Raw genomic sequence first — 26131 nt, 5'->3', positions numbered from 1 at the left:
TTGGCGGCCAGAGCCCGGGGGTACAGGGGGCGGCGGCGACTGGCCGCCCCCTGTGCGCTCCCTGCGCCAGGAAAGCCATAACGCAGAAGAAATATCGGGAGCGCAATGTGCTCTGAATTAACACAAAACTCGTGTTTTTCCCGGACCAAAAAAGTCGCAAACCGATAACAGTATCTATTCAGCCTTCCCCGAACCGCGTTTTTCCATTCGATAGTTGGTGAACCACTCTCCACGCGATTCTACTCGCTGCTCAGCGGCGACACGGAATCCCTGACGAAGAAAACTGGATCGTGCCGTTATACTCGCATCGACCGACAGTACCTTTCCCGGATGGCTGGCGCAGACCGCCCCGATGAGCGCATGGCCTATTCCCCGGCGGGTATAATCCGGCGAGACGAATAAAAGGTCGATATAATCATTAACGGAAGTGATAAATCCAACCGGCTGATTATCAATAACCGCCACCAGCACTTGCGAATGAGCAAGTTTCTGCCGCCAGCGGGATTCATCAACCTGCGCCCAGGCGGCAATTTGCGCGGGAGAATAATCCCGGCTGGCGGTCTCTCTCACCGCGCGCAAAAAAATGGCGCACAGCGCCGGAAAATCATCTTCTAGATACGACCTGATCGTTAACATCGTTATAGTCCAAGTACCAGTTGTCTTTCGAGCTGTGGGTCGAGCAGCGTCACGTGTAACCCCACCAGCCGCACGCCGCGGCTGCCCCGACGTTCAAGCCAGGCGTTGCGTGCGGTCGCGATTAAATCCTCTTTGTTTAACCGCGGCCAGACATGCTCCTGAGTGGTGAGCTGAAAATCGTTAAACTTCAGTTTGATACCTTGGCGGGCGATCAGTAGATCCGGTTTTACCTTCGCCAGACGGCGTTCGAGCTCGGGATAGAGATTTTCGATAATCGCTTCGCAGTCTGACCACTCGTGAATATCCTCCGCCAGAGTGCGCTCGACGCCGACCGATTTACGCTGACGATCGTTATGGATTTCGCGCTCGTCAATGCCGTGGCTGCGCTCCCACAGGATACGCCCAAACTTACCAAAGCGTTTAAGCAGCATCGCCAGATCGCTGTTCTGCACGTCGCCACAGGTACGCAGCCCCATATTTTCCAGCTTCGCCGCCGACACCTTCCCGACGCCTGGGATTTTCGCCAGCGGCAGAGACCGCACAAATTCCGCCACCTGGTGCGGGGCAATGACGAACTGACCATTCGGCTTGTTCATATCTGAAGCGATTTTGGCGAGAAATTTAACCGGCGCCACCCCCGCCGAAGCGGTGAGATTCAATTCGTGCTCGATGGTCTGGCGGATCTCCTGGGCCATCAGCGTGGCAGAACCGTGGCAGTGTACGCTGTCGCTCACGTCAAGGTAGGCTTCATCCAGCGACAGCGGCTCGATTAATGAGGTATAGCGGGAGAAAATTTCGCGGATATGGTTCGAGGCTTCATTGTAGGCATCAAAGCGCCCCGGCAGCAGCGTGAGGTGCGGACACAGTTTAAGCGCCGTCGCCGTCGGCATTGCGCTGCGCACGCCAAACTTACGCGCAGGATAGTTCGCGGTACTAATCACGCCACGCTGTACCCGGCTGCCGCCAATGGCAATGGGGATATCGCGCAACGCCGGGTTGTCACGCATTTCCACCGCTGCGAAGAAGCAGTCCATATCGACATGGATAATTTTACGCATCGCCTTGCCCAACACTGTATACCCATACAGCATAGCAAAACTACGTGCGAATTTTATTCTTTTTTTAATTCAACCGCCAAAAAAGCTGTTACAACATAAAAGTGAAACAAATCACGTTTATTTTCATGCATTTAAATAATGAATCAGGAAGATACAATCATGAAGAAAATACTCACGCTACTCTGTCTGCTGGCGACCGGCAGCGCTTTCGCCAACCCGCAGCTGATTGCCCACCGCGGCGGCACCGGCGATGCGCCGGAAAACACCTTACCGGCCATCAAGCTGGCGCTGGAAAACCACGCGCAGGCCATCTGGATTACGGTACAGCTAAGCCGCGACGGCGTACCGGTGCTCTATCGCTCAAGCGATCTCTCCGCCCTGACCAACGCCGAGGGCAAGATCTCAAGCTTAACCGCCGCCGAGCTGGCAAAAGTCGATGCCGGCTGGAAATGGGGCGATGACAGCCATCCGTGGCGCGGCAAGCAGGCCACGATCCCGACCTTGCAAAGCGTGCTGCAGCAGTGGCCGCAGACCTTCTTCTACATCGATATAAAATCACCGGATGCCGATCCGGTGGTGATGGGCGAACGTCTGCTGGAGGTGTTAAAAAACACCCATAGCCTCGAGCGGGTACGGGTTTACTCCACCGAAGACCGCTATATCGCCGCTCTGCCGCAACCAATCCCACGCTTTGTTAGCCGCAGCGAAACCCGAACCAGGCTTGCAAACGTTTCGCTCAGCCACCAGTGTCAGCAAGACAGCCAGCGCGATGGCGATAAGTGGTACGGGCTGGAGCTGAAGCGCAAGGTGGAGGTAGTCGAGAAGTTTACCCTCGGTGAAGGCGTTTCTCCGGCGATGCTCACCTGGGATAAAGAGGCGATGGATTGCTTCCGCTCGCAGGGTAAGGCCCACATCATTTTCTTCGGTATCAATAGCGCGGAAGATTATCGTACGGCGAAAGAACTGGGCGCCGACGGCGTGATGGTGGACTCTCCGGCGCAGGCGAAAAGCTGGCAGTAAGATAAAAAAGGCCGCGAAAGCGGCCTGAAAACGCAAGCGTAGCGCCGTCGGCGCATTAGAGAATGCGCTGCTGCTGGCGCTGTGCCTCGCGGGCGAGACGTTTCTTACGCGCGTCGCACGGTTCCGGACAGTCGCAGACTTTCTCCAGCCCCAGCGAGGAGATCCCGCCGCAGCTGCCTTGAATACTCTTACGCTTCACCAGGTAGCCCAGGGACATGCCGAGGATCACCAGCGCAAAAATCACAAAGGTCGCGACAAATACCGTCAACATCATCAGCCTCCAAAGTCGTCGAGCATGATGTTCTCATCTTCAACGCCCAGGTCTTTGAGCATTTTAATCACCGCGGCGTTCATCACCGGCGGCCCGCACATATAGAACTCGCAATCTTCCGGCGCCGGATGGTCGCGCAGATAGTTTTCATACAGAACATTATGGATAAAGCCCGTATGCCCGGTCCAGTTATCTTCCGGCAGCGGATCGGAGAGCGCGACGTGGAAGGTAAAATTGGGGTTTTCGCGCGCCAGCTGTTCAAACTCATCGTCATAGAACATTTCGCGCAGCGAACGCGCACCGTACCAGAAGCTGATTTTACGCTTGCTGTGCAGGCGCTTAAGCTGGTCAAAGATGTGCGAACGCATCGGCGCCATGCCCGCGCCACCGCCGATAAACACCATCTCGGCGTCGGTCTCTTTGGCAAAGAACTCGCCAAACGGCCCAGAAATCGTCACCTTATCGCCAGGCTTCAGCGACCAGATATAGGACGACATAATCCCCGGCGGCGCATCCGGTACCTTCGGCGGCGGCGTGGCGATACGCACGTTGAGCATAATGATGCCCTCCTCTTCTGGGTAGTTAGCCATCGAGTAGGCGCGCAGGGTCGGCTCTTTCACATCAGAGACATAGCGGAACAGGTTGAACTTGTCCCAGTCTGAGCGATATTCATCGGGAATATCAAAGTCGGCATAGGCCACTTTATGCGACGGGCATTCGATCTGAATATAACCGCCGGCGCGGAACGGCACCGCTTCACCATCCGGCACCCGTAATTTGAGCTCTTTAATGAAGGTCGCTTTGTTATCATTAGAGATAACCTCGCACTCCCATTTTTTCACGCCGAAAATCTCTTCCGGCAGCTCAATTTTCATATTCTGCTTCACCGCCACCTGGCAGGCCAGGCGGCACCCTTCTTTGGCTTCGCGTTTGGTGATATGCGAAAGCTCGGTCGGCAGAATATCGCCGCCACCTTCTTTGATGGTCACCCGGCACTGGCCGCAGGAGCCGCCGCCGCCGCAGGCGGAAGAGACGAAGATACCGTTGCTGGAGAGCGTGTTCAGCAGTTTGTCACCCGCCGGGGTGCGGATCTGTTTATCCGCTTCGTTATTGATTTCAATAACCACGTCGCCCGCGTTCACCAGCTTCGAGCGCGCCACCAGGATGAGCCCCGACAGGACCAGCACGATCAGCGTGAACATCACCACGCCAAGAATAATTTCCATACTTTTCCGCCCTTATAGCTGCACACCGGAGAATGACATAAAGCCGAGCGCCATCAGTCCGGTGGTGATAAAGGTGATCCCTAACCCGCGCAGACCGGCGGGCACGTTGGCGTACTTCATTTTTTCGCGGATCCCCGCCATCGCGACAATCGCCAGCATCCAGCCAATACCGGAACCAAAGCCGTAGACAATAGATTCCGGGAAGTTGTAATCGCGCTGCACCATAAACGACACGCCGCCGAAAATAGCGCAGTTAACGGCGATAAGCGGCAGGAAGATCCCTAACGCGTTATAGAGTGCCGGGAAGTACTTATCGAGGATCATCTCAAGTATTTGCACCAGCGCCGCAATCACCCCAATAAAGGTGATGAAGTTAAGGAAGCTGAGGTCTACGCCTTCCATCAATGCGCCGTCGCGCAGCACCAGGTTATAGACCAGATTGTTGATCGGTACGGCAAGACCCAGCACCACCGTGACCGCAACGCCGAGGCCAAACGCGGTGGAAACCTTTTTCGACACCGCGAGGAAGGTACACATCCCGAGGAAGAAGGCCAGCGCCATGTTCTCAACGAACACCGCGCGGACAAACAGGCTAATGTAATGAGCCATGACCGGTTACTCCTTTTCCTGCTGTTCAGGCTTCCAGCTACGCAGGGCCCAAATCAGCAAACCGATAATGAAGAACGCGCTCGGCGCCAGCAGGAACAGGCCGTTCGGCTGATACCAGCCGCCGTTCTGCACCGTTTCCAGTACGGTGATACCAAACAGCTTGCCGCTGCCGATAAGCTCGCGCAGGAAGCCGACGATAATCAGGATCGCGCCGTAACCGAGACCGTTACCGATACCATCCATAAAGCTGGCCAGCGGCGGCGATTTCATGGCATAAGCTTCGGCACGCCCCATCACGATACAGTTCGTGATGATAAGCCCGACGAACACCGACAGCTGCTTAGAGGTCTCATAGGCGAAAGCCCGCAGCAGCTGATCCACCACGATAACCAACGAGGCGATGATCGCCATCTGCACGATGATACGTACGCTATTGGGAATATGGTGGCGAATCATAGAGATAAACATGCTGGAAAACGCCGTCACCAGCGTCACCGCAATGGTCATCACGAAGGCGGTTTCCAGTTTGGTAGTCACCGCCAGCGCGGAGCAGACGCCGAGCACCTGCAGGGCGATGGGGTTATTGGCGATAAGCGGCCCCACCAGCACGCGCTTCACCTCTTTCATATCGCTCTGTTCAGCCATTATTCAGCTCTCCCTCACGAACCTTTTTCAGGAACGGACCAAAGCCCAGTTCGCCCATCCAGAAATCAAAGCTATGCTGCACGCCGTTTGATGTCAGCGTGGCGCCGGATAAACCGTCAACCGCGTGGAGATCGCCTGCGCGCGCGCCGCCTTTTACCACCTTCAACGACGGCATGCCGTTGTCATCCAGCACCTGCTTACCGACAAACTGCTGACGCCAGTTCGGGTTTTCCACCTCACCGCCCAGCCCCGGCGTTTCGCCCTGATCGTAGTAAGTAATGCCTTTCACCGTACGCCCATCGACGTCCAGCGCCACGAAGGCGTACATCATTGACCACAGGCCATTGCCATAGATAGGCAGCACGACTTCCTGGATCTGCTGCTGCGCGTCACGCACCAGGTAAATTTCCGCCAGGTTGCTGCGGCGTTTAATCCCGGCCGGATCCTGGCTTACGTCGAGCGCGATGCTCTGCTGTGGATCTTTCAGCGCCTGAGCCTGATTAAATTTGCCCGGGTCTTTATCCAGCAGTTCGCCGGTCGCCAGATTGACCAGCCGCGGGGTAATGCGCGCGGCGAAGGTTTCCGCCACCGCGTCAGCATCCATCCCCTGCTGCATCAGGCCGGCGACGGCCAGGATATTGCGCTGTTTATCCAGCGCGCGTTGTTCCTGCTGACGCGACTTGAGGCCCACGGCGGAACCGGCGACCACAATGGAGCACACCAGACAAAGCACCAGCACCACCAGCAGCGTTTTGCCGATGCTATCGTTACTTTTCTTCTCAGCCACGCGACTTCCTCCGCTTGATATTGGCCTGCACCACCAGGTAATCGAACAGCGGCGCAAACAGGTTGGCGAACAGAATCGCCAACATCATCCCTTCCGGATAGGCCGGGTTGACGACGCGAATCAGTACGCACATCACGCCAATCAGCAGGCCGTAGCTCCATTTACCTTTATCGGTAAAGGAAGCCGATACCGGGTCAGTCGCCATAAACATCATGCCGAAGGCGAAACCGCCGAGCACCAGATGCCAGTACCACGGCATCGAGAACATGGGGTTGGTATCGGAACCGATAAAGTTAAACAGCGTGGCGGTGGCGATCATGCCGACCATCACCCCGGCGACGATGCGCCAGGAGGCGATACGGGCAAAGATAATGAACGCGCCGCCGATGAGGATCATCAGCGTCGACACTTCGCCAATCGAGCCGGGAATATTGCCAAGGAAGGCGTCCATCCAGCTCACCGGGATGCCGGTGGCGACGTTAACCAGCGCTTCACCGCCGCCGCTGGCCCACTGGGAGAGCGGCGTCGCGCCGGAAAAACCGTCCGCCGCCGTCCATACCAGGTCGCCGGAAATCTGCGCCGGGTAGGCAAAGAACAGAAACGCGCGCCCCGCCAGCGCCGGGTTGAGGAAGTTGCGCCCGGTGCCGCCGAAAATTTCTTTGGCAATCACCACGCCGAAGGAGATCCCCAGCGCCGCCTGCCATAGCGGCATCGTGGGCGGCACAATCAGCGCGAAGAGAATCGAGGTAACGAAAAAGCCTTCGTTGATCTCATGTTTGCGCACAATCGCGAACAGTACTTCCCAAAAACCGCCAACGATGAATACGGTCAGGTAGATAGGCAGGAAAAATACCGCCCCCAGCGTCATCATGCTGAGCCACCCGGCATCGGCGCTGAAGCTCACCCCTAACCATTGGGCAACGCTATAGTGCCAGTTGTTGGCAATCACCTGCTGCAGCTGTTCGGCGCCGTATAGCTTGTGCAGCGCCGGAATTGTCTGCAAGCCGACGTTGTACATGCCCCAGAACATCGCCGGAAACACTGCAAACCAGACGAGGATCATCATCCGCTTGAGGTCGATGGCGTCACGTACGTGCGCGGCGCCGCGGGTGACTAAACCCGGGGTGTAGAAGATTGTCGCCGCCGCTTCATACAGCGGGTAATATTTTGCTAACTTGCCGCCGTGGGTGAAATGCGGCTCAAGTTTCTCAATCAGGTGCTTTAAGCCCATCTCTTATCCTTCCTGCTCAATCTGGGTTAACACGCTGCGCAGCGCCGGGCCGTATTCATATTTGCCCGGACAAACGTAGGTGCAGAGCGCCAGATCTTCTTCATCCAGCTCCAGACAGCCCAGCGCCTGGGCGCTATCGCTATCGCCGGCGAGCAGATCGCGCAGCAATATGGTGGGCAGAATATCCAGCGGCATTACCCGCTCATAGTTGCCGATCGGCACCATCGCCCGCTCACCGCCGTTAGTATCAGTGGAGAAATTAAAGCGCTTGCGCTTAAAGAAATGACCAAGGGTGGTACGGGTAATCGAGAACTTCTCTTTGCCCGGCATCACCCAGCCAAACAGCTCTTTTTCACGGCCTTCTCGTACCACGCTGACCTGCAAATGGTAGCGCCCGAGGAAAGCGTGAGGGCCGCAGGCATGGGTGCCGCTCAAGACTGAACCGGAAATTACCCGGTTTTCATCATCCACCAGCTCGCCCGCCAGCAGTTCATCGAGGCTGGCGCCGAGACAGGTTTGCAGCAATCGCGGCTGTTTTACCTGCGGGCCGCCAAGGGCAATGACGCGGTCGCTGTACAGCTCGCCGTCGAGGAACAGTCTGCCGATGGCGATGACCTCCTGATAGTTGAGATGCCAGACCTGTTTGGTCAGGCTGACCGGCTCAAGGAAGTGAATGTGCGTACCGGCAAGCCCTGCCGGATGCGGGCCGCTAAACTGGTTGAATGTCACCTGCCCGGCGGGATGGCCGCCCAGCTTGCCGCCGCTGGCCTGACAGACGTGGACTTTACCGTCCGTCAGGTGCGTTAGCACCGTCAGACCGGCATCAAAGGCTTCACGCTGGGCCAGGATAATCGGCTGCGGTTCAGCCGCCAGCGGGTTAGTATCAATAGCGGTGACGAAGATAGCCGCCGGAACGCTGCCCGGCGCGGGAATTTTGCTGAATGGACGGGTACGAAACGCCGTCCACTGCCCGGAGTCCAGCAGCTGTTGCTGCACCGCTTCCCGCGCTAAATCGTTAAGATCTTCTAATGCGTAGCGGGTAAACGACACCGCATCATTACTGCCGTCGACGTCAATCACCACCGATTGCAGCACCCGGCGCTCGCCGCGATGAATGGCGCTAACTACCCCGCTGGCTGGCGCGGTAAAACGTACCCCGGCGTTCTTTTTGTCTTCGAACAGCACCTGGCCTTTCTGCACCCGATCGCCTTCGCTCACCGCCATCGAGGGGCGCATGCCGACGTACTCCTCGCCGAGCAGCGCGACGCGTTTCACCGCAGGCCGGGACGAGATCTGCTGTAATGGCATGCCAGCTATGGGCAAATCCAGCCCTTTCGTGATTTTAATCATATCGTTAGCAGGTATCCGTAACCTAAACCCCGGCTCAAGCCGAGGCCAGCATTATTGATGGAATATCAGAATAAGAAAGGAATAGCGGTGCCACGGGGGCACAAGACGGGAGAGAAGCATCCTTTCTTACCCTGGTCATAAACGGCGGGAGTGTAACATTTTGTGAGTGGCAGAAGTAGGAAAAGCGCCAATAAGTGCTTCTAAAATGCGAGCTATTGCGCAAAGTTCTCACTGCGCTTTGCGGCAATATTCGCTATAAAGGAACATTAAATTGTAAACGCAGCCACACCGTGCTTGCGAAAAACTGCCGTGATGCTAATGTGAGCGCTCTAAATCCAGAAAACTCTGATTTCGGGTATCTCTTGCCGTCCTGGCATGTGGTTTTTTGTTTTATCAAGGAACAAGCAGTATGCGCAAAATCGCATTCTTTATTGCGATGCTTCTGTTGCCGTGCGTGTCATTTGCTGGGTTACTCAGCAGTAACAGCCCGACAACGCCGGTTAGCAAAGAATATAAACAGCAGTTAATGGGCTCCCCCGTTTATATTGAGATCTTCAAAGAAGAGCGGATGCTCGATCTCTATGTCAAAATGGGCGAAACCTACCAGCTTCTCGATAGCTACCGGATCTGTAACTACTCCGGCGGCCTCGGGCCGAAGCAACGCCAGGGCGATTTTAAAAGTCCGGAAGGATTTTATAACGTCTCGCGCAGTCAGCTAAAACCAGACAGCCGCTTTTATAAAGCGATCAATATCGGCTTCCCGAATGCCTACGATCGCGCGCACGGCTATGAAGGTAAATACCTGATGATCCACGGCGCCTGCGTTTCCGTCGGCTGCTACGCGATGACCGACACCGGCATTGACGAGATCTTCCAGTTTGTCACCGGCGCGCTGGTATTTGGCCAGCCAAGCGTGCAGGTCAGCATCTATCCGTTCCGGATGACCGACGCCAACATGGCGCGGCATAAGTTCTCGTACTATTCGGATTTCTGGAAGCAGCTGAAGCCAGGCTATGACTACTTCCAGCAGACCCACAAACCGCCGGTGGTTTCGGTGATGGATGGCCGCTATATCGTCAGCAAGCCGCTCAGCCACGAGGTTATCCAGCCGCAGCTGGCCTCAAACTATACGCTCCCCGAGGCAAAATAACGCCCACTCGCCTGGCATGATTTTATTCCAGGCCTCATTGCCGGTCAGCGGCTGAGTGGCGATAACGGAGACCACATCGTTTGGTGTGGTCTCACGTTGAAAATCAATTTCCACATCCTGATCCAGCAGCTTCGCCACGCCAAACGGCGCCCGACGGGTGATCCAGTACAGGTTGGTTGAACAGTACGCCATTACATAGCGCCCGTCCGATAACAGCATATTAAACACGCCCTTCTCACGCATTTCGCCCGCCAGCGTCGCGATGTATTTAAACACGCCGACCATATTGCCCGGCGTGCGCGGATAGCGCTCGGTTAAACGGTGCAACAGCCAGCAGAAAGCCGTTTCGCTGTCGGTCTCGCCCACCGGGCGGAAATTCCCCGTCTTCAGCGATTTATAACCTTTGAGCTGGCCGTTATGGGCGTAGGTCCAGTGGCGCCCCCACAGCTCGCGAGTAAACGGATGGGTGTTTTCCAGCGCCACCTCGCCGCGGTTAGCCTGACGGATATGGGCGATGACGGAACAGGATTTGATGGGATAATCCTGTACCAGTTTGGCTATCGGCGACTGAAAGCTCGGCTGCGGATCTTTAAATGTGCGACACCCTTTCCCTTCGTAAAAGGTAATGCCCCAGCCGTCTTTATGCGGCCCGGTGCCGCCCCCGCGCTGAACCAGCCCGGAGAAGCTAAAACAGATATCGGTCGGCACATTGGCGCTCATCCCGAGCAATTCGCACATAGATCACCTCATACCACTGCACAAAATATCCTGCCGCTAAAGCCTTGTCGCCGCGGCTCCTCAACATGGAAGCCACGGCGCCGTCATCATGGCAAGTTAAGCTTTAACCATCTCTTTTTCGATCAACATAATCAGAATATGAATCACCTTAATGTGAATCTCCTGAATGCGATCGGCGTAACCGAAATGCGGTACGCGGATTTCAACATCGGCGGAACCCGCCATTTTGCCGCCGTCTTTACCGGTCAGGGTGATCACTTTCATTCCCTGCGCACGAGCGGCTTCAATCGCTTTGATCACGTTGCCGGAGTTGCCGGAAGTGGAGATCCCCAGCAGAACATCGCCTGCGCGGCCAACCGATTCAACGTAGCGGGAGAAGACGTATTCATAGCCAAAATCATTACTCACGCAGGACAGATGGCTGACATCAGAGATAGCGATCGCCGGATAACCAGGGCGGTTTTCGCGATAACGCCCGGTCAGCTCTTCCGCAAAATGCATCGCATCGCAATGAGAACCGCCGTTGCCGCAGGAAAGCACTTTACCGCCAGCTTTGAAGCTATCCGCCAGCAGTACCGCCGCGCGTTGGATAGCATGAATGTTGGCCTCGTCCTGCAGAAAGTTGGCCAGCGTTTCCGCGGCTTCGTTCAGTTCGTTACGAATAAGATCCTGGTACATGAGGATAATCCTTCAGTATTGGTTGGAATAACCCTGGCAGTGTACCGGATAGCCGCCGAAGCGAGAAGCAGCAGGCGACGTTATCCCCCGTCCTTTTGATTTTACGTGCCGCTTTTCCAGCCAACAATGTGAGCAAGGTTGTAATTATTTTGTAAACACATTGCTAAAACAAATTACATCCACTACAACCAATACATCACAAGTGGTCAGACCTCCTACAAGATAAGGGAGCATTTCTCTATGATGATTTTGAGTATTGTTGCAACCGTAGTGTTACTCGGCGTGCTCTTCTATCACCGAGTCAGCCTGCTTCTCAGCAGCGTGATTTTGCTCGCCTGGACCGCGGCGCTCAGCGTGGCGGGGCTGTGGAATATCTGGCTGCTGCTGCCGCTGGCGATTATCCTGCTGCCGTTCAACTTTGCGCCGATGCGTAAATCCCTTTTCTCCGCCCCGGCGTTCCGCGCTTTCCGTAAAGTAATGCCGCCGATGTCGCGTACGGAAAAAGAAGCCATCGATGCAGGCACCACCTGGTGGGAAGGCGATCTGTTCCGCGGCAACCCGGACTGGCACAAGCTGCATAACTATCCGCAGCCGCGCCTCACCGCCGAAGAGCAGGCTTTCATCGACGGCCCGGTAGAAGAAGCCTGCCGCATGGCGAACGACTTCGAAATTACCCATGAGATGGCGGATCTGCCGCCGGAGCTGTGGGCGTACCTGAAAGAGCATCGCTTCTTCGCGATGATCATTAAAAAAGAGTACGGCGGGCTGGAGTTTTCCGCCTATGCCCAGTCTCGCGTGCTGCAAAAGCTGTCCGGCGTTTCCGGGATCCTGGCGATCACCGTCGGCGTGCCTAACTCGTTAGGGCCGGGAGAACTGCTGCAACATTACGGTACCGAAGAGCAGAAAAATCACTACCTGCCGCGCCTGGCGCGTGGTCAGGAGATCCCATGCTTCGCGTTGACCAGCCCGGAAGCGGGCTCCGACGCCGGCGCGATCCCGGATACCGGCGTAGTCTGTATGGGCGACTGGCAGGGTCAGCAGGTGCTGGGTATGCGCCTGACCTGGAACAAGCGCTATATCACCCTCGCGCCGATCGCCACCGTGCTGGGCCTGGCTTTCAAACTCTCAGACCCGGACCGTCTGCTGGGCGGCGAGGAAGAGCTAGGTATCACCTGCGCGTTGATCCCTACCTCAACGCCGGGCGTGGAAATTGGCCGTCGTCACTTCCCGCTGAACGTGCCGTTCCAGAACGGCCCTACTCGCGGTAAAGATATTTTCGTACCGATCGATTACATCATCGGCGGCCCGAGCATGGCCGGCCAGGGCTGGCGTATGCTGGTTGAGTGCCTGTCCGTGGGGCGCGGCATTACTCTGCCGTCCAACGCCACCGGCGGCCTGAAATCCGTCGCCATGGCGACGGGCGCCTACGCCCACATTCGCCGTCAGTTCAAAATCTCGATTGGTAAAATGGAAGGGATCGAAGAGCCGCTGGCGCGTATCGCAGGCAACGCCTACGTAATGGACGCCGCCGCTTCGCTGATTACCTACGGGATTATGCTTGGCGAGAAACCGGCGGTGCTGTCGGCAATCGTTAAATATCATTGTACACACCGTGGCCAGCGTTCAATCATTGACGCTATGGATATTACCGGCGGTAAAGGCATCATGCTGGGCGAAGGCAACTTCCTTGCCCGCGCTTATCAGGGCGCGCCGATCGCCATTACCGTTGAAGGGGCGAATATCCTCACCCGCAGCATGATGATCTTTGGTCAAGGGGCGATTCGCTGCCATCCGTATGTACTGGATGAGATGGCCGCCGCGCAGAACAATGACGTTAACGCCTTCGACAAGCTGCTGTTTAAACATATCGGCCACGTTGGTAGCAACAAAGTACGCAGCTTCTGGCTGGGCCTGACTCGCGGCCGCACCAGCAGCGCGCCGACCCGTGACACCACGCGCCGCTACTATCAGCACATGAACCGCCTGAGCGCCAACCTGGCCCTGCTGTCGGATGTATCAATGGCGGTGCTGGGCGGCAGCCTGAAGCGTCGCGAACGTATCTCCGCGCGTCTCGGCGACGTGCTGAGCCAGCTTTATCTGGCATCGGCGGTGCTGAAACGTTATGACGATGAAGGCCGTAATGAAGCGGATCTGCCGCTGGTCCATTGGGGCGTGCAGGATGCGCTGTATCAGGCGGAGCAGGCTATCGATGACCTGCTGAAGAACTTCCCGAACCGCTTTGTCGCAGGCGCGCTACGTCTCGCCATCTTCCCGACCGGCCGTCACTACGATGCGCCGTCCGATAAGCTGGATCATAAAGTGGCGAAAATCCTACAGGTTCCGAGCGCGACCCGCTCTCGTATCGGTCGCGGTCAGTACCTGACGCCAAGCGAACATAACCCGGTTGGCCTGCTGGAAGAGGCGCTGCTGGATGTGATGGCGGCGGATCCAATCCACCAGCGCATCTGCAAAGAGCTGGGTAAAAATCTGCCGTTCACCCGCCTGGATGAGCTGGCCACTAATGCGCTGGCCAAAGGGTTAATTAATCAGGAGGAAGCCGCAATCCTGACCCGTGCAGAAACCAGCCGTCTGCGCAGTATTAACGTTGATGATTTCGCGGCGGATGAACTGGCGACCAAACCGGTAAAGCTGCCGGAAAAAATCCGCAAGATTGAAGCGGCATAATAAAAGCAATACTGCACATCACGACGAAGGCGGGGAATTTCCCCGCCTTTTCATTTGTTACTCCCCCGCCAAAGTAGCATTTTTTTAACAAAATATTCCATGCCGCCTCCCGCTGCTGATATGGTATTAAAATTATCTAAACGCCCTCTTTATAATGGAGTTCACCACTGTGCCTGGCTTGAAAATTACGCTGTTGCAGCAACCGCTGGTGTGGATGGATGGTCCCGCCAACCTGCGCCATTTCGATCGTCAGCTGGAAGAAGTGAGCGGGCGCGACATCATTGTACTGCCTGAGATGTTTACTACTGGTTTTGCCATGGAAGCGGCGAAGCAGTCGATGCCGCAGGAAGAGGTCGTTGAGTGGATGCAGGCGAAAGCGGAGCAGACCAACGCGCTGATTGCCGGTAGCGCGGCATTGCAGACCGACCGCGGCCCGGTGAACCGCTTTCTGCTGGTAGAGCCCGGCGGTAAAACGCATTTTTACGATAAGCGTCACCTGTTCCGCATGGCGGATGAACATCACCATTATGAGGCAGGAACCGAACGAGTGGTCTTTGAATGGCGCGGCTGGCGGATTCTGCCGCTGGTGTGCTATGACCTGCGCTTCCCGGTATGGTCGCGTAACCACAACGATTACGACCTGGCGCTGTATGTTGCTAACTGGCCTGCCCCGCGTTCGCTACACTGGCAATCGCTGCTGGTCGCCAGAGCCATTGAAAACCAGGCCTACGTCGCCGGCTGCAACCGCGTCGGCACCGATGGCAACGGCCACCACTATCGGGGCGATAGCCGTATCATTAGCCCGCAGGGAGAGATTATCGCCACCGCCGAACCGCATCAGGCGACGCGGCTCGATGCCGATCTGTCGTTGGCCGCGCTGCAGGAGTATCGCGAGAAATTTCCGGCCTGGCAGGATGCCGATCCTTTCACGATCGGCTAAACACTTTTCGGGAGCCGCTGCGCTCCCTTTTTATTCCACCACGATCCGCAAAGCGCAGTAGACCAATAACGCTGCCAACACCCAGTTTAGTTGGCGCCCGTACAGCAAAAACAGGCGCTGAAACAGATGCCCCGCCAGCGCCCAGCACAGATTTCCCAGCGCGCCAATCGCCGCCAGCAGCAGACTCACGCTGATGAGCCAAACCGGCTCGCGGGTAACGGGCAGGACAAAGGTAGAGAGCGCGGTGATGCCATACAGAATAATTTTTACGTTGACGAACTGCAGCCCCAGGCTCGCCCAGAACCCCACCGGCTCTGTACTCAGCGCGCCTGCCCCCGGTTTGCTTTTGGCTATCTGCCAGGCCAGCCACAGGATATACGCCGCGCCAATCCATCCCAATATCCGGGTAAATCGCGAGTCGAGTTCCACCAGCGAAAAGGTTAACGCCGCGCAAATCAGCATGGTGATAATAAAACCGACGCTCATCCCCGCCAGCACCCGCAGGCTGCGGCGTAAGCCATGGGAGGTGACGCTGCTGAGGGCAAGAATATTATTAGGGCCGGGAGTCAGCGCGGTTATCAGGGTATAAGTCAAAAAAGCACTAATCAAAGCTGGGGTCACTTGTCTTCTCCTTCGTTTTGGCAGACAGTACCCGATGCCATTCATTTAAAAAAATGAATGTTTTTTGATTCTGAATTCGATGTTTTCGATAGTTGGTGGCGAAATGGATCTGCGGCGTTTTATTACTCTCAAAACGGTAGTGGAAGAAGGCTCGTTTTTACGCGCAGCACAAAAGCTATGCTGTACGCAATCCACGGTGACCTTTCATATTCAACAGCTTGAGCAAGAGCTTGCCGTTCAGCTGTTTGAAAAAATTGGCCGCCGCATGTGCCTGACCGAATCCGGTAAAAAGGTGCTGCAGCACGTCCATGAACTGGCGAGGGTGATGGAAACCATTCGCGAGGCGGCTCGCGAGGATGGCGAACCGGCTGGCGAGCTTCGCGTTGCCTGTGGGGAAACCCTGCTGGCCTATAAAATGCCGCAGGTGCTACAGCGCTTTAAACAACGGGCGCCGCAGGTACGCTTATCGCTGCAGTCGCTCAACTGTTATGTCATCCGCGATGCGCTACTCAACGATAGCGCCGATTTAGGCGTGTTTTATCGGGTTGGCAACGATGACGCGTTAACCATGAAAAGCTTTGGAGTGCAGTCGCTGACGCTGGTCGCCTCGCCGCAGCATCCGGCGGTCGATTTTACCCACTGCGGGCAACATATTCCGCTGAGCTTTGTTATCAATGAGCCACAGTGCGTATTTCGGCAGATTTTTGAAAGCACGCTGCGTCAGCGCGCCATTACCCTGGAAAATACCATTGAGCTCTGGAGTATCGAAAGTATAAAGCAGTGCGTGGCGAGCAATCTTGGCGTCAGCTATCTGCCGCGTTTCGCCGTTGAGGAAGAGCTTAAGCGCGGTACGCTGGTTGAACTCCCGTTCAGCGATATTCCACTCACTATTAACGCGATATGCGCCCATCACGCCGGTAAAGTGGTCAGCCCGGCAATGCGGGTATTTATGCAGTGTGTTGAGGAGGCGTTAGGGGCGGATTAAATGATAATTCCCCCAAACGACGAAGGCCTGAATCATTGCTGACTCAGGCCTTCTGAATAGTGGCGGAACGGACGGGACTCGAACCCGCGACCCCCTGCGTGACAGGCAGGTATTCTAACCGACTGAACTACCGCTCCGCGTTGTTGTTCCGTTGGGAACGAGGCGAATATTACGGTTTCCCTACATCGTCGTCAACGCTTTTTCTTCACTTTTGAATCGTTTGCTGCAAAATTAGCCCGCCCGCCTATTTTTAGCGCATATTGTCGGCAATCAGGCGCGCCACAGGCAGCTTCCGCCCTTCTTCTGCACCAGATCGAGACGCGATTCATGGTCCGCCAGCTCGCTGTCAGAGGCATAAACCACGCGTAATTTACTGGCGGCGCGGACAACGCGCTGTATTCCAATATCGCCGGCCTGCTGTTGGCCTTCCCCTTCCATCGAAAACGCCATGCTGGTCTGCCCGCCGGTCATCATCAGATAGACGTCGGCCAGTATCTGGGCATCGAGCAACGCCCCGTGCAGCGTACGCTTGCTGTTGTCTATCTCATAACGTGAACAGAGCGCATCGAGGCTGTTACGCTTGCCGGGGAACATCTTACGCGCCAGCGCCAGGCTATCGGTGACCTTACAAAAGGTCTCCGTTTTCTCAATGCCGCGGTTCAGCTTTTTGAATTCATAATCCATAAAGCCGATATCGAACGATGCGTTATGGATGACCAGCTCCGCGCCGCGGATATACTCCATGAACTCATCGGCAACGTCGGCAAATGTCGGCTTATCCATGAGGAATTCATCGGCAATACCGTGAACGCCGAAGGCTTCAGGGTCCACCAGCCGGTCGGGCTTCAGGTAAACATGGAAGTTATTACCGGTGAGGCGACGGTTGATCACCTCTACGGCGCCGATCTCGATGATCTTATGCCCTTCATAGTGGGCGCCGATCTGGTTCATACCGGTGGTTTCGGTATCGAGAACAATCTGTCGTGTAATTGCAGTGCTCATAGCGGTCATTTATGTCAGACTTGTCGTTTACATATCGATTTCAATTACAGGAAGTCTACCAGAGATGCTCAAACAGGTAGAAATTTTCACCGATGGTTCTTGCCTGGGAAATCCTGGGCCTGGCGGCTACGGCGCTATTATGCGCTATCGCCAGCATGAAAAAACCTACAGCGCGGGCTACCGCCTGACGACTAACAACCGCATGGAACTGATGGCTGCCATCGTCGCTCTCGAAGCGCTTAAAGAGCATTGCGAAGTGGTGCTAAGCACCGATAGCCAGTACGTCCGCCAGGGGATAACCCAGTGGATCCATAACTGGAAAAAACGCGGCTGGAAAACCGCGGACAAAAAGCCGGTTAAAAATGTCGATCTGTGGAAACGTCTTGATGCCGCTCTCGGCCAGCATCAAATTAAGTGGGAATGGGTCAAAGGCCATGCCGGGCACCCGGAAAACGAACGCTGTGACGAACTCGCGCGCGCTGCGGCGTCTAACCCCACGCTGGACGACGTCGGCTATCAGCCGGAAAGCTAATTTCCCCCGTCGCGCCACTGCCTGGTGGCGCCAACGGCCGGACGCAGCTGCGTCTTCGCCTTCCCGGACTTCATCGGATTTAGCGTCAGCGGAATGGTTCTTTTCCGCGCGACGATCATCTGCAAACACCCCAAAGCCGGCAGATGAGTACTTAACATTTTCCCCCCCTGCTTCGACCAGGGCAGCACCTGATAGCGACCGTAGTGCAGCACCTCAAAATTGAGCAGCGCCAGCCAGTCAAGCTGTCGCGTCATGGTAAACATCCGGCTGTTATAGGGGATAGTTTTTCGCAGGATCGGCGTCACTTTGCGCAATCCGACGAGGCTCATCGGATTAAAGGCGGTCAAAATCATCCAGCCATCGTCAATCAGCACGCGGTCAGCTTCCCGCAACAGCCGGTGCGGATCGCTGCACCATGGCAAAGTATGCGCCAGTAAACAGGCATCCACAGATTTGGCGGCGAAAGGAAGATAGAGTGGGTCGGCTTTGACCTGGATAGGACTTCCCCCCAGCGAAACGTTCACCTGATGGGAGATCGCGCAGGCTTCGGTATTGATTTCCGCGCTCAGATTGCCAATCTTAAGTAGATGAAAGCCATATAATTTAGCCAGCCACGGTTTCATATGCCGTTCCAGCGACTCGCGATAGTATTCACCCCACGGCATACTGGACCAATGCTCTGGAGCTGTAATTGTATGAGGTATCCTTGCCGGCTTCATCGCAACCTTCCGCAACGCTTTGAGAGGTAATTTATGAATCTTATCAGTATTCCTGCATTTCAGGACAACTACATCTGGGTTCTTAGCGACGATAGCCGTCGTTGTGTGATAGTCGACCCGGGCGAAGCCGCGCCGGTACTCGCGGCCATTGAAGAAAACGGCTGGCAGCCAGAAGCGATTTTGTTAACCCACCACCACCACGATCATGTTGGCGGCGTGAAAGAACTGCGGCAAAAGTTCCCGCAACTTGTGGTTTACGGGCCGGCAGAAACCCAGGATAAGGGAAGCACGGATATTGTATCTGATGGCGATAGCATTACTGTTTTGGGCCGCGAATTTTCTATTTTCTCCACTCCCGGTCACACATTAGGACATATCTGTTTCTACAGCGAACCTTATCTATTTTGTGGCGATACAATGTTTTCCGGAGGCTGTGGCAGATTGTTCGAAGGTACAGCAGACCAAATGTATCAATCATTTATGAAAATAAACGCCCTTCCCGATGACACACTAATTTGTTGCGCACATGAGTACACTTTAGCAAACATGAAGTTTGCATTGAGTATCCTGCCAGATGATATGGATATAAAGGATTACTACCATAAAGTTAATGAGTTACGCGCAAAAAACCAAAAGACACTACCCGTTACTCTGAAAAATGAACGCCGTATAAATTTATTTTTACGTACGGATGACAATGATTTAATTAAAGAAATATCCAAAGAAACAAATTTGCAACACTCAGCGCAGAGATTTGCATGGTTAAGGTCAAAGAAAGATGACTTCTGAGATTTAACGCTTGTCATCCTCGGCCTTCACCGTTATCCTTGCTCGTCTTTTAAGCAACTATTGACACACACATGAAGGCACGAGCGATATTACTCGCCTCTGTCCTGCTGGTAGGGTGCCAGGCGTCGAAGCACGACGGCACCGTAGAGCAGCGAGCACAGAGCCTTTCTGCAGCTGGTCAAGGGGAAGCAGGCAAGTTCACAAGTCAGGCGCGATGGTTAGATGATGGAACCCTCTACGCGCAAGACCAGGATCTGTGGACTTCCATAAGCGACGAGCTAAAGATGGGAATTCCGGAAAACCCCCGGATTCGCGAACAGAAACAGAAGTACTTACGTAATAAGAGCTATCTCCACGATGTAACTTTACGGGCTGAACCGTATATGTACTGGATAGCCGGGCAAGTTAAGAAACGTAACATGCCAATGGAACTGGTATTACTACCCATAGTGGAGAGCGCTTTTGACCCACACGCGACGTCTGGCGCCAATGCCGCAGGCATTTGGCAGATCATTCCGAGCACAGGGCGCAATTATGGTTTAAAACAGACCCGCAGTTACGATGCGCGTCGTGATGTCGTCGCGTCTACTACCGCGGCGCTGGACATGATGCAACGTCTGAACAAAATGTTCGACGGCGACTGGTTACTGACCGTCGCGGCATATAACAGCGGCGAAGGCCGGGTAATGAAGGCCGTGAAGGCGAACCGTTCGCGTGGTAAACCCACCGATTTCTGGTCGCTCTCGCTGCCGCATGAAACCAAGGTCTACGTGCCAAAAATGCTGGCTTTGAGCGATATTCTCAAAAACAGCAAGCGTTACGGCGTGAAGCTGCCCACGGCTGATGAAAGCCGGGCGTTGGCGCGCGTTCGCCTCGATAGCCCGGTTGAGATTTCTCAGCTCGCGGACATGGCAGGAATGCCGGTTAGCAAGCTGAAAACCTTCAACGCCGGCGTAAAGGGGTCCACGCTTGGCGCTAGCGGGCCAAAGTACGTCATGGTGCCTCAGAAGCACGCAGCGCAACTGCGTGAATCTCTGGCCTCTGGCGACATTGCCGCCGTACAGCCGACGCAGCTTGCTGACAATACGCCGCTGACCAGCCGTAGCTATAAGGTACGTTCTGGCGACACAATTTCCGGGATTGCTTCGCGTCTCGGCGTTACCACCAGGGATCTGCAGCAGTGGAATAACCTGCGCGGTTCTGGGCTTAAAGTCGGGCAAAATCTGGTTGTCGGCGCAGGCAGCAGTGCGCAACGTCTGGCGAACAACAGCGATAGCATCACCTATCGTGTTCGTAAGGGCGACTCGCTGTCGAGCATCGCAAAACGCCACGGCGTCAATATCCGCGACGTTATGCGCTGGAACAGCGATACCGATAACCTGAAGCCAGGGGATCAGCTAACGTTGTTTGTGAAAAACAACGACAGACCTGAATCCTGATTCCAGGATAATGAGAAAGGCACCGCTTCCCCGGTGCCTTTTTTATTGCCAGCGTTACACTGCTTTATGCGCTTCAAACATGATGGTATCGCTGGTAAACGATCCGTCCTGTTGTAATTCGAAGTAGACTTTAACCTCCGCCGATGCGCTCTGCTGATATAAGCGAATCGCCTCCACCAGCGCCTCAGGCGTGCGCATTCGCGCGACCCAGGAGCTAAACTCCAGCGGCAGACGGTCGGTCAATAAATGATTGATCGCCAGGCCTGCGTCGTTGGCCAGCGCCAGCCACTCGCCGCTGGAGTAATTACGCACGTGCGAAGTGTCGCGCAGCGCTTCTACGGTCTGCAGCCAGACATCACGTACCGGATGCCCCGGAGACATCACGTCCATGATGATCATCACCCCGCCCGGCTTCAGCACGCGTTTCACCTCGCGCAGCGCCTGGCCGACATCATGCCAATGGTGAGCGGAGTAGCGGCTAATCACCACATCAAAACTGGCGTCGGCAAACGGCAGCTTTTCAGCATACCCCTGCTGAGTGACGATGTTGGTAAAGCCTTTGTCTTTTGCCGCCTGAGCAACAACCTCCAGCATCTGGCTCGATAAATCATACGCGGTAACCTGCGCTACCTGGCCGGCAGCGGTAAAGCTAGCGTGCCCTGCCCCGCATCCCATATCCAGCAACGTTGCCTGCGGGAAATCCGCCAGCCGTTCCGCCAGACGCTGCAGATCGCGCCCGGAGGCGTGCACGGCGCTGGTCAGATAGGCGCTTGCCTGTGAGCCAAACTGCTTTTCGACGTTGTCATGATGAGAGCGTGTTGTCATTGTGTTGTCCTTCGGTGGTTTGAGTAATAAAGGGCAGCATCGTGCTGAACGCAGACCTGCCCGATGGCAGGCCTGACATACCTTAATTAATCAGGCTTGCCGGGACTGAATTCGACTAGTAGCGGGTTGTGATCGGAGGCGCGGGTCACCAGCACGGAAGCATCGTGCACGCTTAATCCACGGTAGAACACAAAATCGAGCGGGCGACCAAACGCGCGGCGGCGCTGATCGTCAGAGAAACGAACCTCGCGTAACGACATCTCACGCGCAAAGCGGTACAACGCATTCATCCGCGGGCGGCTCCAGGCGTTGAAATCACCAGCCATGATTACCGGCCCGCTGTGATGGGCAATCTGATCGCCAATTGGCAGCAGCTGTTTACTATAGACATCGACGCCAAGACTAAAATTAACCGCATGGATATTCACCACCATTAACAGCCGTGCATCGGGCAGCGGATAAACGGTCACTAACGCCGATTTAGGCAAACGTAAAATAGGTTCGCGCTCGCGCAAGGGACAGCAATAGATGGGGTGAGCGGAGGCCAGCGTCATCACGCCGGAAGGATGCTGCGGCAATACCAGCGCCGGCACCTGATCGGCGGCCAGATAGTTTGAAGTCGCGAACCGGACCAGCTCAGGGGTGGTTTGCGCCTCCTGCAACAGGACCAGATGCGCGTCTTTGCCGAAATTTTTGAGTACCGACTGCCATTCAGCACGCTGCTGCTTGAAGATATTCCACACCAGCACGCGAATTTTCTCATCGCTGCTTAATGGCGCGCCGGCGGGATAAACCGGACTGACGCCCGCAAACGCCCCCGGAGGCAAGATTCTCTCCGCAGGTTGTCCGGCGACATAGCGCATGGCATAGGTATTCTTTCGCAATTTGGGCATTGAACCTCGATAACAGGAAACCAGCCCGACTGCGGCTGGTTCTTCTGTTATAGGGATTTTCCCATACACTTTCAATGCAATTTGCGAGAAAGCCTTATCCTTCGAGAGAAACGGCTGCCGAACGGCGTGGAGATTTATCTAAACGACCGCTCAGTAGGACTAGTAGCAAAGCAACCAGCACAATCAGCGCGCCAATCCACGGCGTCTGCGCCAGACCATACAGCTCGACCGTCTGTCCACCAATGACCGAACCGAGGGCAATACCAATATTGAAGGCAGCGATGTTCAAACCAGAAGCAACATCAACGGCGCCCGGCGTGTACTGTTCAGCCTTTTGTACCACATAGACCTGCAGACCCGGAACGTTGCCGAAGGCGAAAATCCCCATCACCAGTACCGTTGCCAGAGCGGCGTAGTGCAGATTAGCCGTGAACTGGAAGACCAGCAACAGTACCACCAACGCAGCGAAGATAAACTTCAACGCGGCGACAGCGCCATGTTTATCAGCGAGCTTACCGCCCCACACGTTACCGATAGCGACAGAGATACCGTAACCCAGCAGGATCCAACTGACCGCAGACGGGCTAAAGCCAGCCAGGTCCTGCATCATCGGCGCGAGGAAAGTAAATGCGGTAAACACGCCGCCATAGCCCAGCGCGGTAATCGCGTAGATCATCAACAGGCGCGGATGAGTCAAAACTTTCATCTGATCGCGCAGGCTAGCTCCGGCACGGCCCGGAATATTATTTGGTACCAGGATCAGGCTGCTGATAAGCGCAATGACGCCCAGAATCGATACCGCGAGGAACGTTTCACGCCAGCCAAAATGCTGACCGATGAATGTCCCGAACGGCACCCCGGTTACCAGCGCGACCGTCAGGCCACCGAACATGATAGCAATGGCCGAGGCAGCTTTCTCTTTTGGCACCAGGCTGGTGGCAATCGTCGAGCCGATAGAAAAGAATACGCCGTGCGCCAGGCCGGTCAGCAGGCGGGCCACAATCAAAGTGCCATAACCCGGGGCCTGCCACGCTAGCAGGTTACCGGCGGTAAAAAGCACCATTAACGCCAGCAGGAGCTGCTTACGCGGCATGCGCCCGGTTAACGCGGTCAGCACCGGCGCGCCAACCGCCACGCCTAGCGCGTAGATGGAAACCAGCAGGCCCGCAGACGGCAGCGAAATAGCCAGTTGTTCGGCAATGGTCGGTACCAGACCGACGATCACAAATTCGGTAGTGCCAATAGCAAAGGCACCGATGGTTAATGCAAGTAGCGCCAGTGGCATAATTTACTCCGTAGCATCAGGATTAAGATGACACGTAGTATGAAGGGATGTTTAAATAACAAAAACCATCAAAATCTCAATAGAATTTTGCTATAGGTGCAACAATGAGAGCCACGTCAGAAGAGATCGCTATCTTCGTCGCCGTAGTGGAAAGCGGCAGTTTTAGCCGGGCGGCCGAGCAGCTCGGACAGGCAAACTCTGCCGTCAGCCGGGCAGTCAAAAAGCTGGAATCAAAGCTAGGCGTTAGTTTGTTAAACCGGACCACGCGCCAGCTGAGCCTGACAGAAGAAGGTGAGCGTTATTTCCGCCGCATGCAGGTGGTGTTGCAGGAAATGGCGGCTGCCGAAAATGAGCTTCTGGAGACGCGTACCACCCCTCGCGGATTGCTCCGCGTTGATGCCGCCACGCCGGTGATGCTGCATTTTTTAATGCCGCTGGTAAAACCATTTCGTGAACGTTATCCGGAAATGACGCTCTCGCTGGTCTCCTCGGAAACCTTCATTAATCTTATCGAACGCAAAGTCGACGTTGCGATCCGCGCGGGTACCCTCACAGATTCCAGCCTGCGCGCCCGTCCGCTATTCAATAGTTACCGTAAGATCATCGCTTCGCCTGATTATATCACCCGCTACGGCACGCCGGTAAATGCGGAAGATCTTGCGGATCATCTCTGTCTGGGATTCACCGAACCCGTCTCGTTGAATACCTGGCCTATTGCCGCCAACGATGGACAATTACTGGAAGTGGGTTGCGAAATTACCTCTAACAGTGGCGAAACGCTAAAACAGCTCTGTCTTGGCGGCAATGGTATTGCCTGTCTATCGGATTATATGGTGGATAAAGAGATTGCCAGCGGGGAGTTTGTGGAGCTACTTGCCGACAAGCGCTTGCCGGTGGAGATGCCTTTCAGTGCGGTGTACTACAGTGATAGAGCCGTCAGCACGCGTATCAGGGCATTTATTGACTTTCTGAGTGAGCATGTCAAACAGCTCCCGAAGGAGCTGTAAAAACTATCGTCCGGCAGCGGCATCAACCGTCTGCCGGAATCAGTGGATTAATCCCACTTCGGCGCCAGACCTTCCGGGCTTACCAGTCGGTCGTTGCAATCCAGCGCGGCAATCGCTTTACGATCTTCATCATCCAGCTTCAGATCCAGCGCTTTCAGGTTGCTCGCCAGGTTTTCACGCTTGGTGGAAGATGGAATAACCGCATAGCCTTCGCCCATCGCCCACGCCAGGATTACCTGTGCCGGGGTCGCATTATGTTTCGCCGCGATACGGGCAATCACTTCATCTTTCAGCGCTTTACCGTAGGCCAGCGTCATATAAGAGGTGATGTGGATACCGTGTTCACGCGCCCAATCCACCACTTTACGGTTCTGCAGGTACGGAGACAGTTCAACCTGGTTGGTCGCGATATTTTCAGCGCCAACGGCGGCAATCGCACGCTCCATCAGTGGAATAGTGAAGTTAGAGATACCGATCTGACGGGTCAGCCCCAGTTTCTTCGCTTCCATCAGCGCAGCCATAAACTCTTCAACAGCAACCGCATCGTTCGGCGACGGCCAGTGAATCAGCGTCAGATCAACATAATCGGTACGCAGCTTCTGAAGACTCTCTTTCAGGCTGGCGATCAGCTTGTCTTTACTCAGGTTTTCGATCCAGATTTTGGTGGTGATGAACAGTTCATCACGCGGCACGCCGCTTTCCGCGATAGCCTGACCAACAGCGGCTTCATTTTCATAGATCTGTGCGGTATCGATAGTACGATAGCCCAGCTCCAGCGCCATTTTTACAGAGTTGATGACTACGTCGTCTTGCAGACGGAAAGTGCCAAGACCAAATGCAGGGATTGCCATGATAGATGTTCCTCGTTAATTATTCATTTCGCTTAACTGAGACCATTATGGTTGAAGGTCGGGCTGGGAAAAAGATCGATAAATGCAGAGGATTTTTGCTGATTTAGCAATAATTAGAATGGAGAAACAAAAAAGCCCTGAGCAGATGCTCAGGGCTTC

At 55.3% G+C, this 26131-nt stretch carries 27 protein-coding genes and 1 tRNA gene; 9 read left to right on the top strand and 19 right to left on the bottom strand.

The genetic code is table 11. The features are described 5' to 3' along the window. Positions 1 to 174: 174 nt before the first annotated feature. Together ACSEMK_RS23485 and dinB are read right to left on the bottom strand one after the other, a co-directional pair. Positions 175 to 636 (bottom strand): GNAT family N-acetyltransferase, encoded by a 462-nt coding sequence (locus ACSEMK_RS23485; RefSeq protein ID WP_271031966.1) that lies wholly within the window; start codon positions 634 to 636, stop codon positions 175 to 177. A gap of 2 nt (positions 637 to 638) precedes the next feature. Then, complete coding sequence (gene dinB, locus ACSEMK_RS23480; RefSeq protein WP_430915546.1) at positions 639 to 1694, bottom strand: DNA polymerase IV; 1056 nt, start codon at positions 1692 to 1694, stop codon at positions 639 to 641. Positions 1695 to 1853: 159 nt separating this feature from the next. Between dinB and ACSEMK_RS23475 the strand changes: the two genes are divergently transcribed. Next, complete coding sequence (locus ACSEMK_RS23475; protein ID WP_271031964.1) at positions 1854 to 2714, top strand: glycerophosphodiester phosphodiesterase family protein; 861 nt, start codon at positions 1854 to 1856, stop codon at positions 2712 to 2714. Positions 2715 to 2769: 55 nt separating this feature from the next. Here the strand turns inward: ACSEMK_RS23475 and nqrM are convergent, their stop codons facing one another. Genes nqrM through ACSEMK_RS23440 form a run of 7 tightly spaced genes read right to left on the bottom strand, consistent with a single transcriptional unit; the run spans position 2770 to position 8833 of the window. Further along, complete coding sequence (nqrM, locus tag ACSEMK_RS23470) at positions 2770 to 2985, bottom strand: (Na+)-NQR maturation NqrM (RefSeq protein WP_101827581.1); 216 nt, start codon at positions 2983 to 2985, stop codon at positions 2770 to 2772. 2 nt (positions 2986 to 2987) lie between these two features. Then, complete coding sequence (gene nqrF / locus ACSEMK_RS23465) at positions 2988 to 4211, bottom strand: NADH:ubiquinone reductase (Na(+)-transporting) subunit F (protein ID WP_213317729.1); 1224 nt, start codon at positions 4209 to 4211, stop codon at positions 2988 to 2990. Positions 4212 to 4223: 12 nt separating this feature from the next. Further along, on the bottom strand, positions 4224 to 4820 hold the full coding sequence (gene nqrE / locus ACSEMK_RS23460) for an NADH:ubiquinone reductase (Na(+)-transporting) subunit E (RefSeq protein ID WP_015368115.1): 597 nt from the start codon (positions 4818 to 4820) through the stop codon (positions 4224 to 4226). Positions 4821 to 4826: 6 nt separating this feature from the next. Beyond that, on the bottom strand, positions 4827 to 5465 hold the full coding sequence (locus tag ACSEMK_RS23455) for an NADH:ubiquinone reductase (Na(+)-transporting) subunit D (RefSeq protein WP_002889716.1): 639 nt from the start codon (positions 5463 to 5465) through the stop codon (positions 4827 to 4829). Then, positions 5458 to 6252, bottom strand: a complete 795-nt coding sequence (locus ACSEMK_RS23450) for a Na(+)-translocating NADH-quinone reductase subunit C (protein ID WP_032707491.1) — start codon at positions 6250 to 6252, stop codon at positions 5458 to 5460. The genes ACSEMK_RS23455 and ACSEMK_RS23450 overlap by 8 nt, the downstream gene beginning before the upstream one ends. Beyond that, a complete protein-coding gene (locus tag ACSEMK_RS23445; RefSeq protein WP_015704471.1) occupies positions 6245 to 7483 on the bottom strand; it encodes an NADH:ubiquinone reductase (Na(+)-transporting) subunit B in 1239 nt (412 codons plus the stop codon). Before ACSEMK_RS23445 ends, ACSEMK_RS23450 begins: the two co-directional genes overlap by 8 nt. A 3-nt stretch (positions 7484 to 7486) precedes the next feature. Continuing rightward, entirely contained in the window at positions 7487 to 8833 is a 1347-nt protein-coding gene (locus ACSEMK_RS23440) for a Na(+)-translocating NADH-quinone reductase subunit A (protein ID WP_046884266.1), read from the bottom strand. Between the two features lie 409 nt (positions 8834 to 9242). Here ACSEMK_RS23440 and dpaA point away from each other — a divergent pair, with 409 nt between their 5' ends. Continuing rightward, positions 9243 to 9983, top strand: coding sequence for a peptidoglycan meso-diaminopimelic acid protein amidase (gene dpaA / locus ACSEMK_RS23435; RefSeq protein ID WP_113374924.1), 741 nt, complete (start codon positions 9243 to 9245; stop codon positions 9981 to 9983). On the opposite strand, the gene ACSEMK_RS23430 is transcribed toward dpaA, so the two are convergent. Further along, a complete protein-coding gene (locus ACSEMK_RS23430; RefSeq protein ID WP_015368120.1) occupies positions 9954 to 10721 on the bottom strand; it encodes a class II glutamine amidotransferase in 768 nt (255 codons plus the stop codon). The two genes, dpaA and ACSEMK_RS23430, sit on opposite strands and share 30 nt — an antisense overlap. Before the next feature lie 96 nt (positions 10722 to 10817). Beyond that, positions 10818 to 11399, bottom strand: coding sequence for a D-sedoheptulose 7-phosphate isomerase (gene lpcA, locus ACSEMK_RS23425; RefSeq protein ID WP_004099149.1), 582 nt, complete (start codon positions 11397 to 11399; stop codon positions 10818 to 10820). Positions 11400 to 11639: 240 nt separating this feature from the next. Here lpcA and fadE point away from each other — a divergent pair, with 240 nt between their 5' ends. Together fadE and ACSEMK_RS23415 are read left to right on the top strand one after the other, a co-directional pair. Next, on the top strand, positions 11640 to 14084 hold the full coding sequence (gene fadE / locus ACSEMK_RS23420; RefSeq protein ID WP_047047387.1) for an acyl-CoA dehydrogenase FadE: 2445 nt from the start codon (positions 11640 to 11642) through the stop codon (positions 14082 to 14084). Positions 14085 to 14253: 169 nt separating this feature from the next. Continuing rightward, positions 14254 to 15024 (top strand): amidohydrolase, encoded by a 771-nt coding sequence (locus ACSEMK_RS23415; RefSeq protein WP_430915545.1) that lies wholly within the window; start codon positions 14254 to 14256, stop codon positions 15022 to 15024. A gap of 30 nt (positions 15025 to 15054) precedes the next feature. Here the strand turns inward: ACSEMK_RS23415 and eamB are convergent, their stop codons facing one another. After that, positions 15055 to 15645, bottom strand: coding sequence for a cysteine/O-acetylserine transporter (gene eamB / locus ACSEMK_RS23410; protein WP_430915544.1), 591 nt, complete (start codon positions 15643 to 15645; stop codon positions 15055 to 15057). Positions 15646 to 15748: 103 nt separating this feature from the next. Here eamB and ACSEMK_RS23405 point away from each other — a divergent pair, with 103 nt between their 5' ends. Further along, complete coding sequence (locus ACSEMK_RS23405; RefSeq protein WP_430915543.1) at positions 15749 to 16630, top strand: LysR family transcriptional regulator; 882 nt, start codon at positions 15749 to 15751, stop codon at positions 16628 to 16630. Positions 16631 to 16690: 60 nt separating this feature from the next. Here ACSEMK_RS23405 and ACSEMK_RS23400 read toward each other — a convergent pair. Both ACSEMK_RS23400 and dnaQ read right to left on the bottom strand, forming a co-directional pair. Then, positions 16691 to 16767 (bottom strand) — tRNA-Asp (locus ACSEMK_RS23400). Positions 16768 to 16900: 133 nt separating this feature from the next. Further along, positions 16901 to 17632 (bottom strand): DNA polymerase III subunit epsilon, encoded by a 732-nt coding sequence (dnaQ, locus tag ACSEMK_RS23395; protein WP_015368125.1) that lies wholly within the window; start codon positions 17630 to 17632, stop codon positions 16901 to 16903. A 64-nt stretch (positions 17633 to 17696) separates the two neighbouring features. On the opposite strand from dnaQ, the gene rnhA reads away from it, so the two are divergent. Then, entirely contained in the window at positions 17697 to 18164 is a 468-nt protein-coding gene (gene rnhA / locus ACSEMK_RS23390) for a ribonuclease HI (protein WP_015368126.1), read from the top strand. Here rnhA and ACSEMK_RS23385 read toward each other — a convergent pair. Then, the gene (locus ACSEMK_RS23385; protein ID WP_047047163.1) at positions 18161 to 18883 is read right to left on the bottom strand and encodes a class I SAM-dependent methyltransferase; all 723 of its coding nucleotides are present in this window, start codon (positions 18881 to 18883) and stop codon (positions 18161 to 18163) included. The two genes, rnhA and ACSEMK_RS23385, sit on opposite strands and share 4 nt — an antisense overlap. 33 nt (positions 18884 to 18916) lie before the next feature. Between ACSEMK_RS23385 and gloB the strand changes: the two genes are divergently transcribed. Beyond that, positions 18917 to 19672 carry a hydroxyacylglutathione hydrolase gene (gloB, locus tag ACSEMK_RS23380; RefSeq protein ID WP_213317738.1) on the top strand — a complete coding sequence of 252 codons (756 nt, stop codon included), beginning with the start codon at positions 18917 to 18919 and terminating at the stop codon, positions 19670 to 19672. A 71-nt stretch (positions 19673 to 19743) separates the two neighbouring features. Then, positions 19744 to 21111 (top strand): murein transglycosylase D, encoded by a 1368-nt coding sequence (gene mltD, locus ACSEMK_RS23375; protein WP_087859100.1) that lies wholly within the window; start codon positions 19744 to 19746, stop codon positions 21109 to 21111. 54 nt (positions 21112 to 21165) lie between these two features. Here mltD and ACSEMK_RS23370 read toward each other — a convergent pair whose 3' ends face one another. The 3 genes from ACSEMK_RS23370 to ACSEMK_RS23360 form a co-directional block, all read right to left on the bottom strand. Then, positions 21166 to 21936: a class I SAM-dependent methyltransferase gene (locus ACSEMK_RS23370; RefSeq protein ID WP_430915542.1), complete on the bottom strand. Its 771-nt coding sequence runs from the start codon at positions 21934 to 21936 to the stop codon at positions 21166 to 21168. Between the two features lie 86 nt (positions 21937 to 22022). Further along, complete coding sequence (locus ACSEMK_RS23365; RefSeq protein WP_015704463.1) at positions 22023 to 22820, bottom strand: endonuclease/exonuclease/phosphatase family protein; 798 nt, start codon at positions 22818 to 22820, stop codon at positions 22023 to 22025. A 103-nt stretch (positions 22821 to 22923) separates the two neighbouring features. Next, positions 22924 to 24114 (bottom strand): MFS transporter, encoded by a 1191-nt coding sequence (locus tag ACSEMK_RS23360; protein WP_430915541.1) that lies wholly within the window; start codon positions 24112 to 24114, stop codon positions 22924 to 22926. Positions 24115 to 24218: 104 nt separating this feature from the next. On the opposite strand from ACSEMK_RS23360, the gene yafC reads away from it, so the two are divergent. After that, positions 24219 to 25121 (top strand): DNA-binding transcriptional regulator YafC, encoded by a 903-nt coding sequence (gene yafC / locus ACSEMK_RS23355; protein ID WP_123273271.1) that lies wholly within the window; start codon positions 24219 to 24221, stop codon positions 25119 to 25121. Between the two features lie 47 nt (positions 25122 to 25168). Here yafC and dkgB read toward each other — a convergent pair whose 3' ends face one another. Next, positions 25169 to 25972: a 2,5-didehydrogluconate reductase DkgB gene (gene dkgB / locus ACSEMK_RS23350; protein ID WP_049061038.1), complete on the bottom strand. Its 804-nt coding sequence runs from the start codon at positions 25970 to 25972 to the stop codon at positions 25169 to 25171. Positions 25973 to 26131: the final 159 nt, after the last annotated feature.

The organism is Klebsiella sp. K-3 (genome assembly GCF_051207495.1).
Lineage (GTDB): Bacteria > Pseudomonadota > Gammaproteobacteria > Enterobacterales > Enterobacteriaceae > Klebsiella > Klebsiella aerogenes.
Note: the sequence above shows the minus strand (reverse complement) of the source record. Positions and strands in the feature narration are given on the sequence as shown.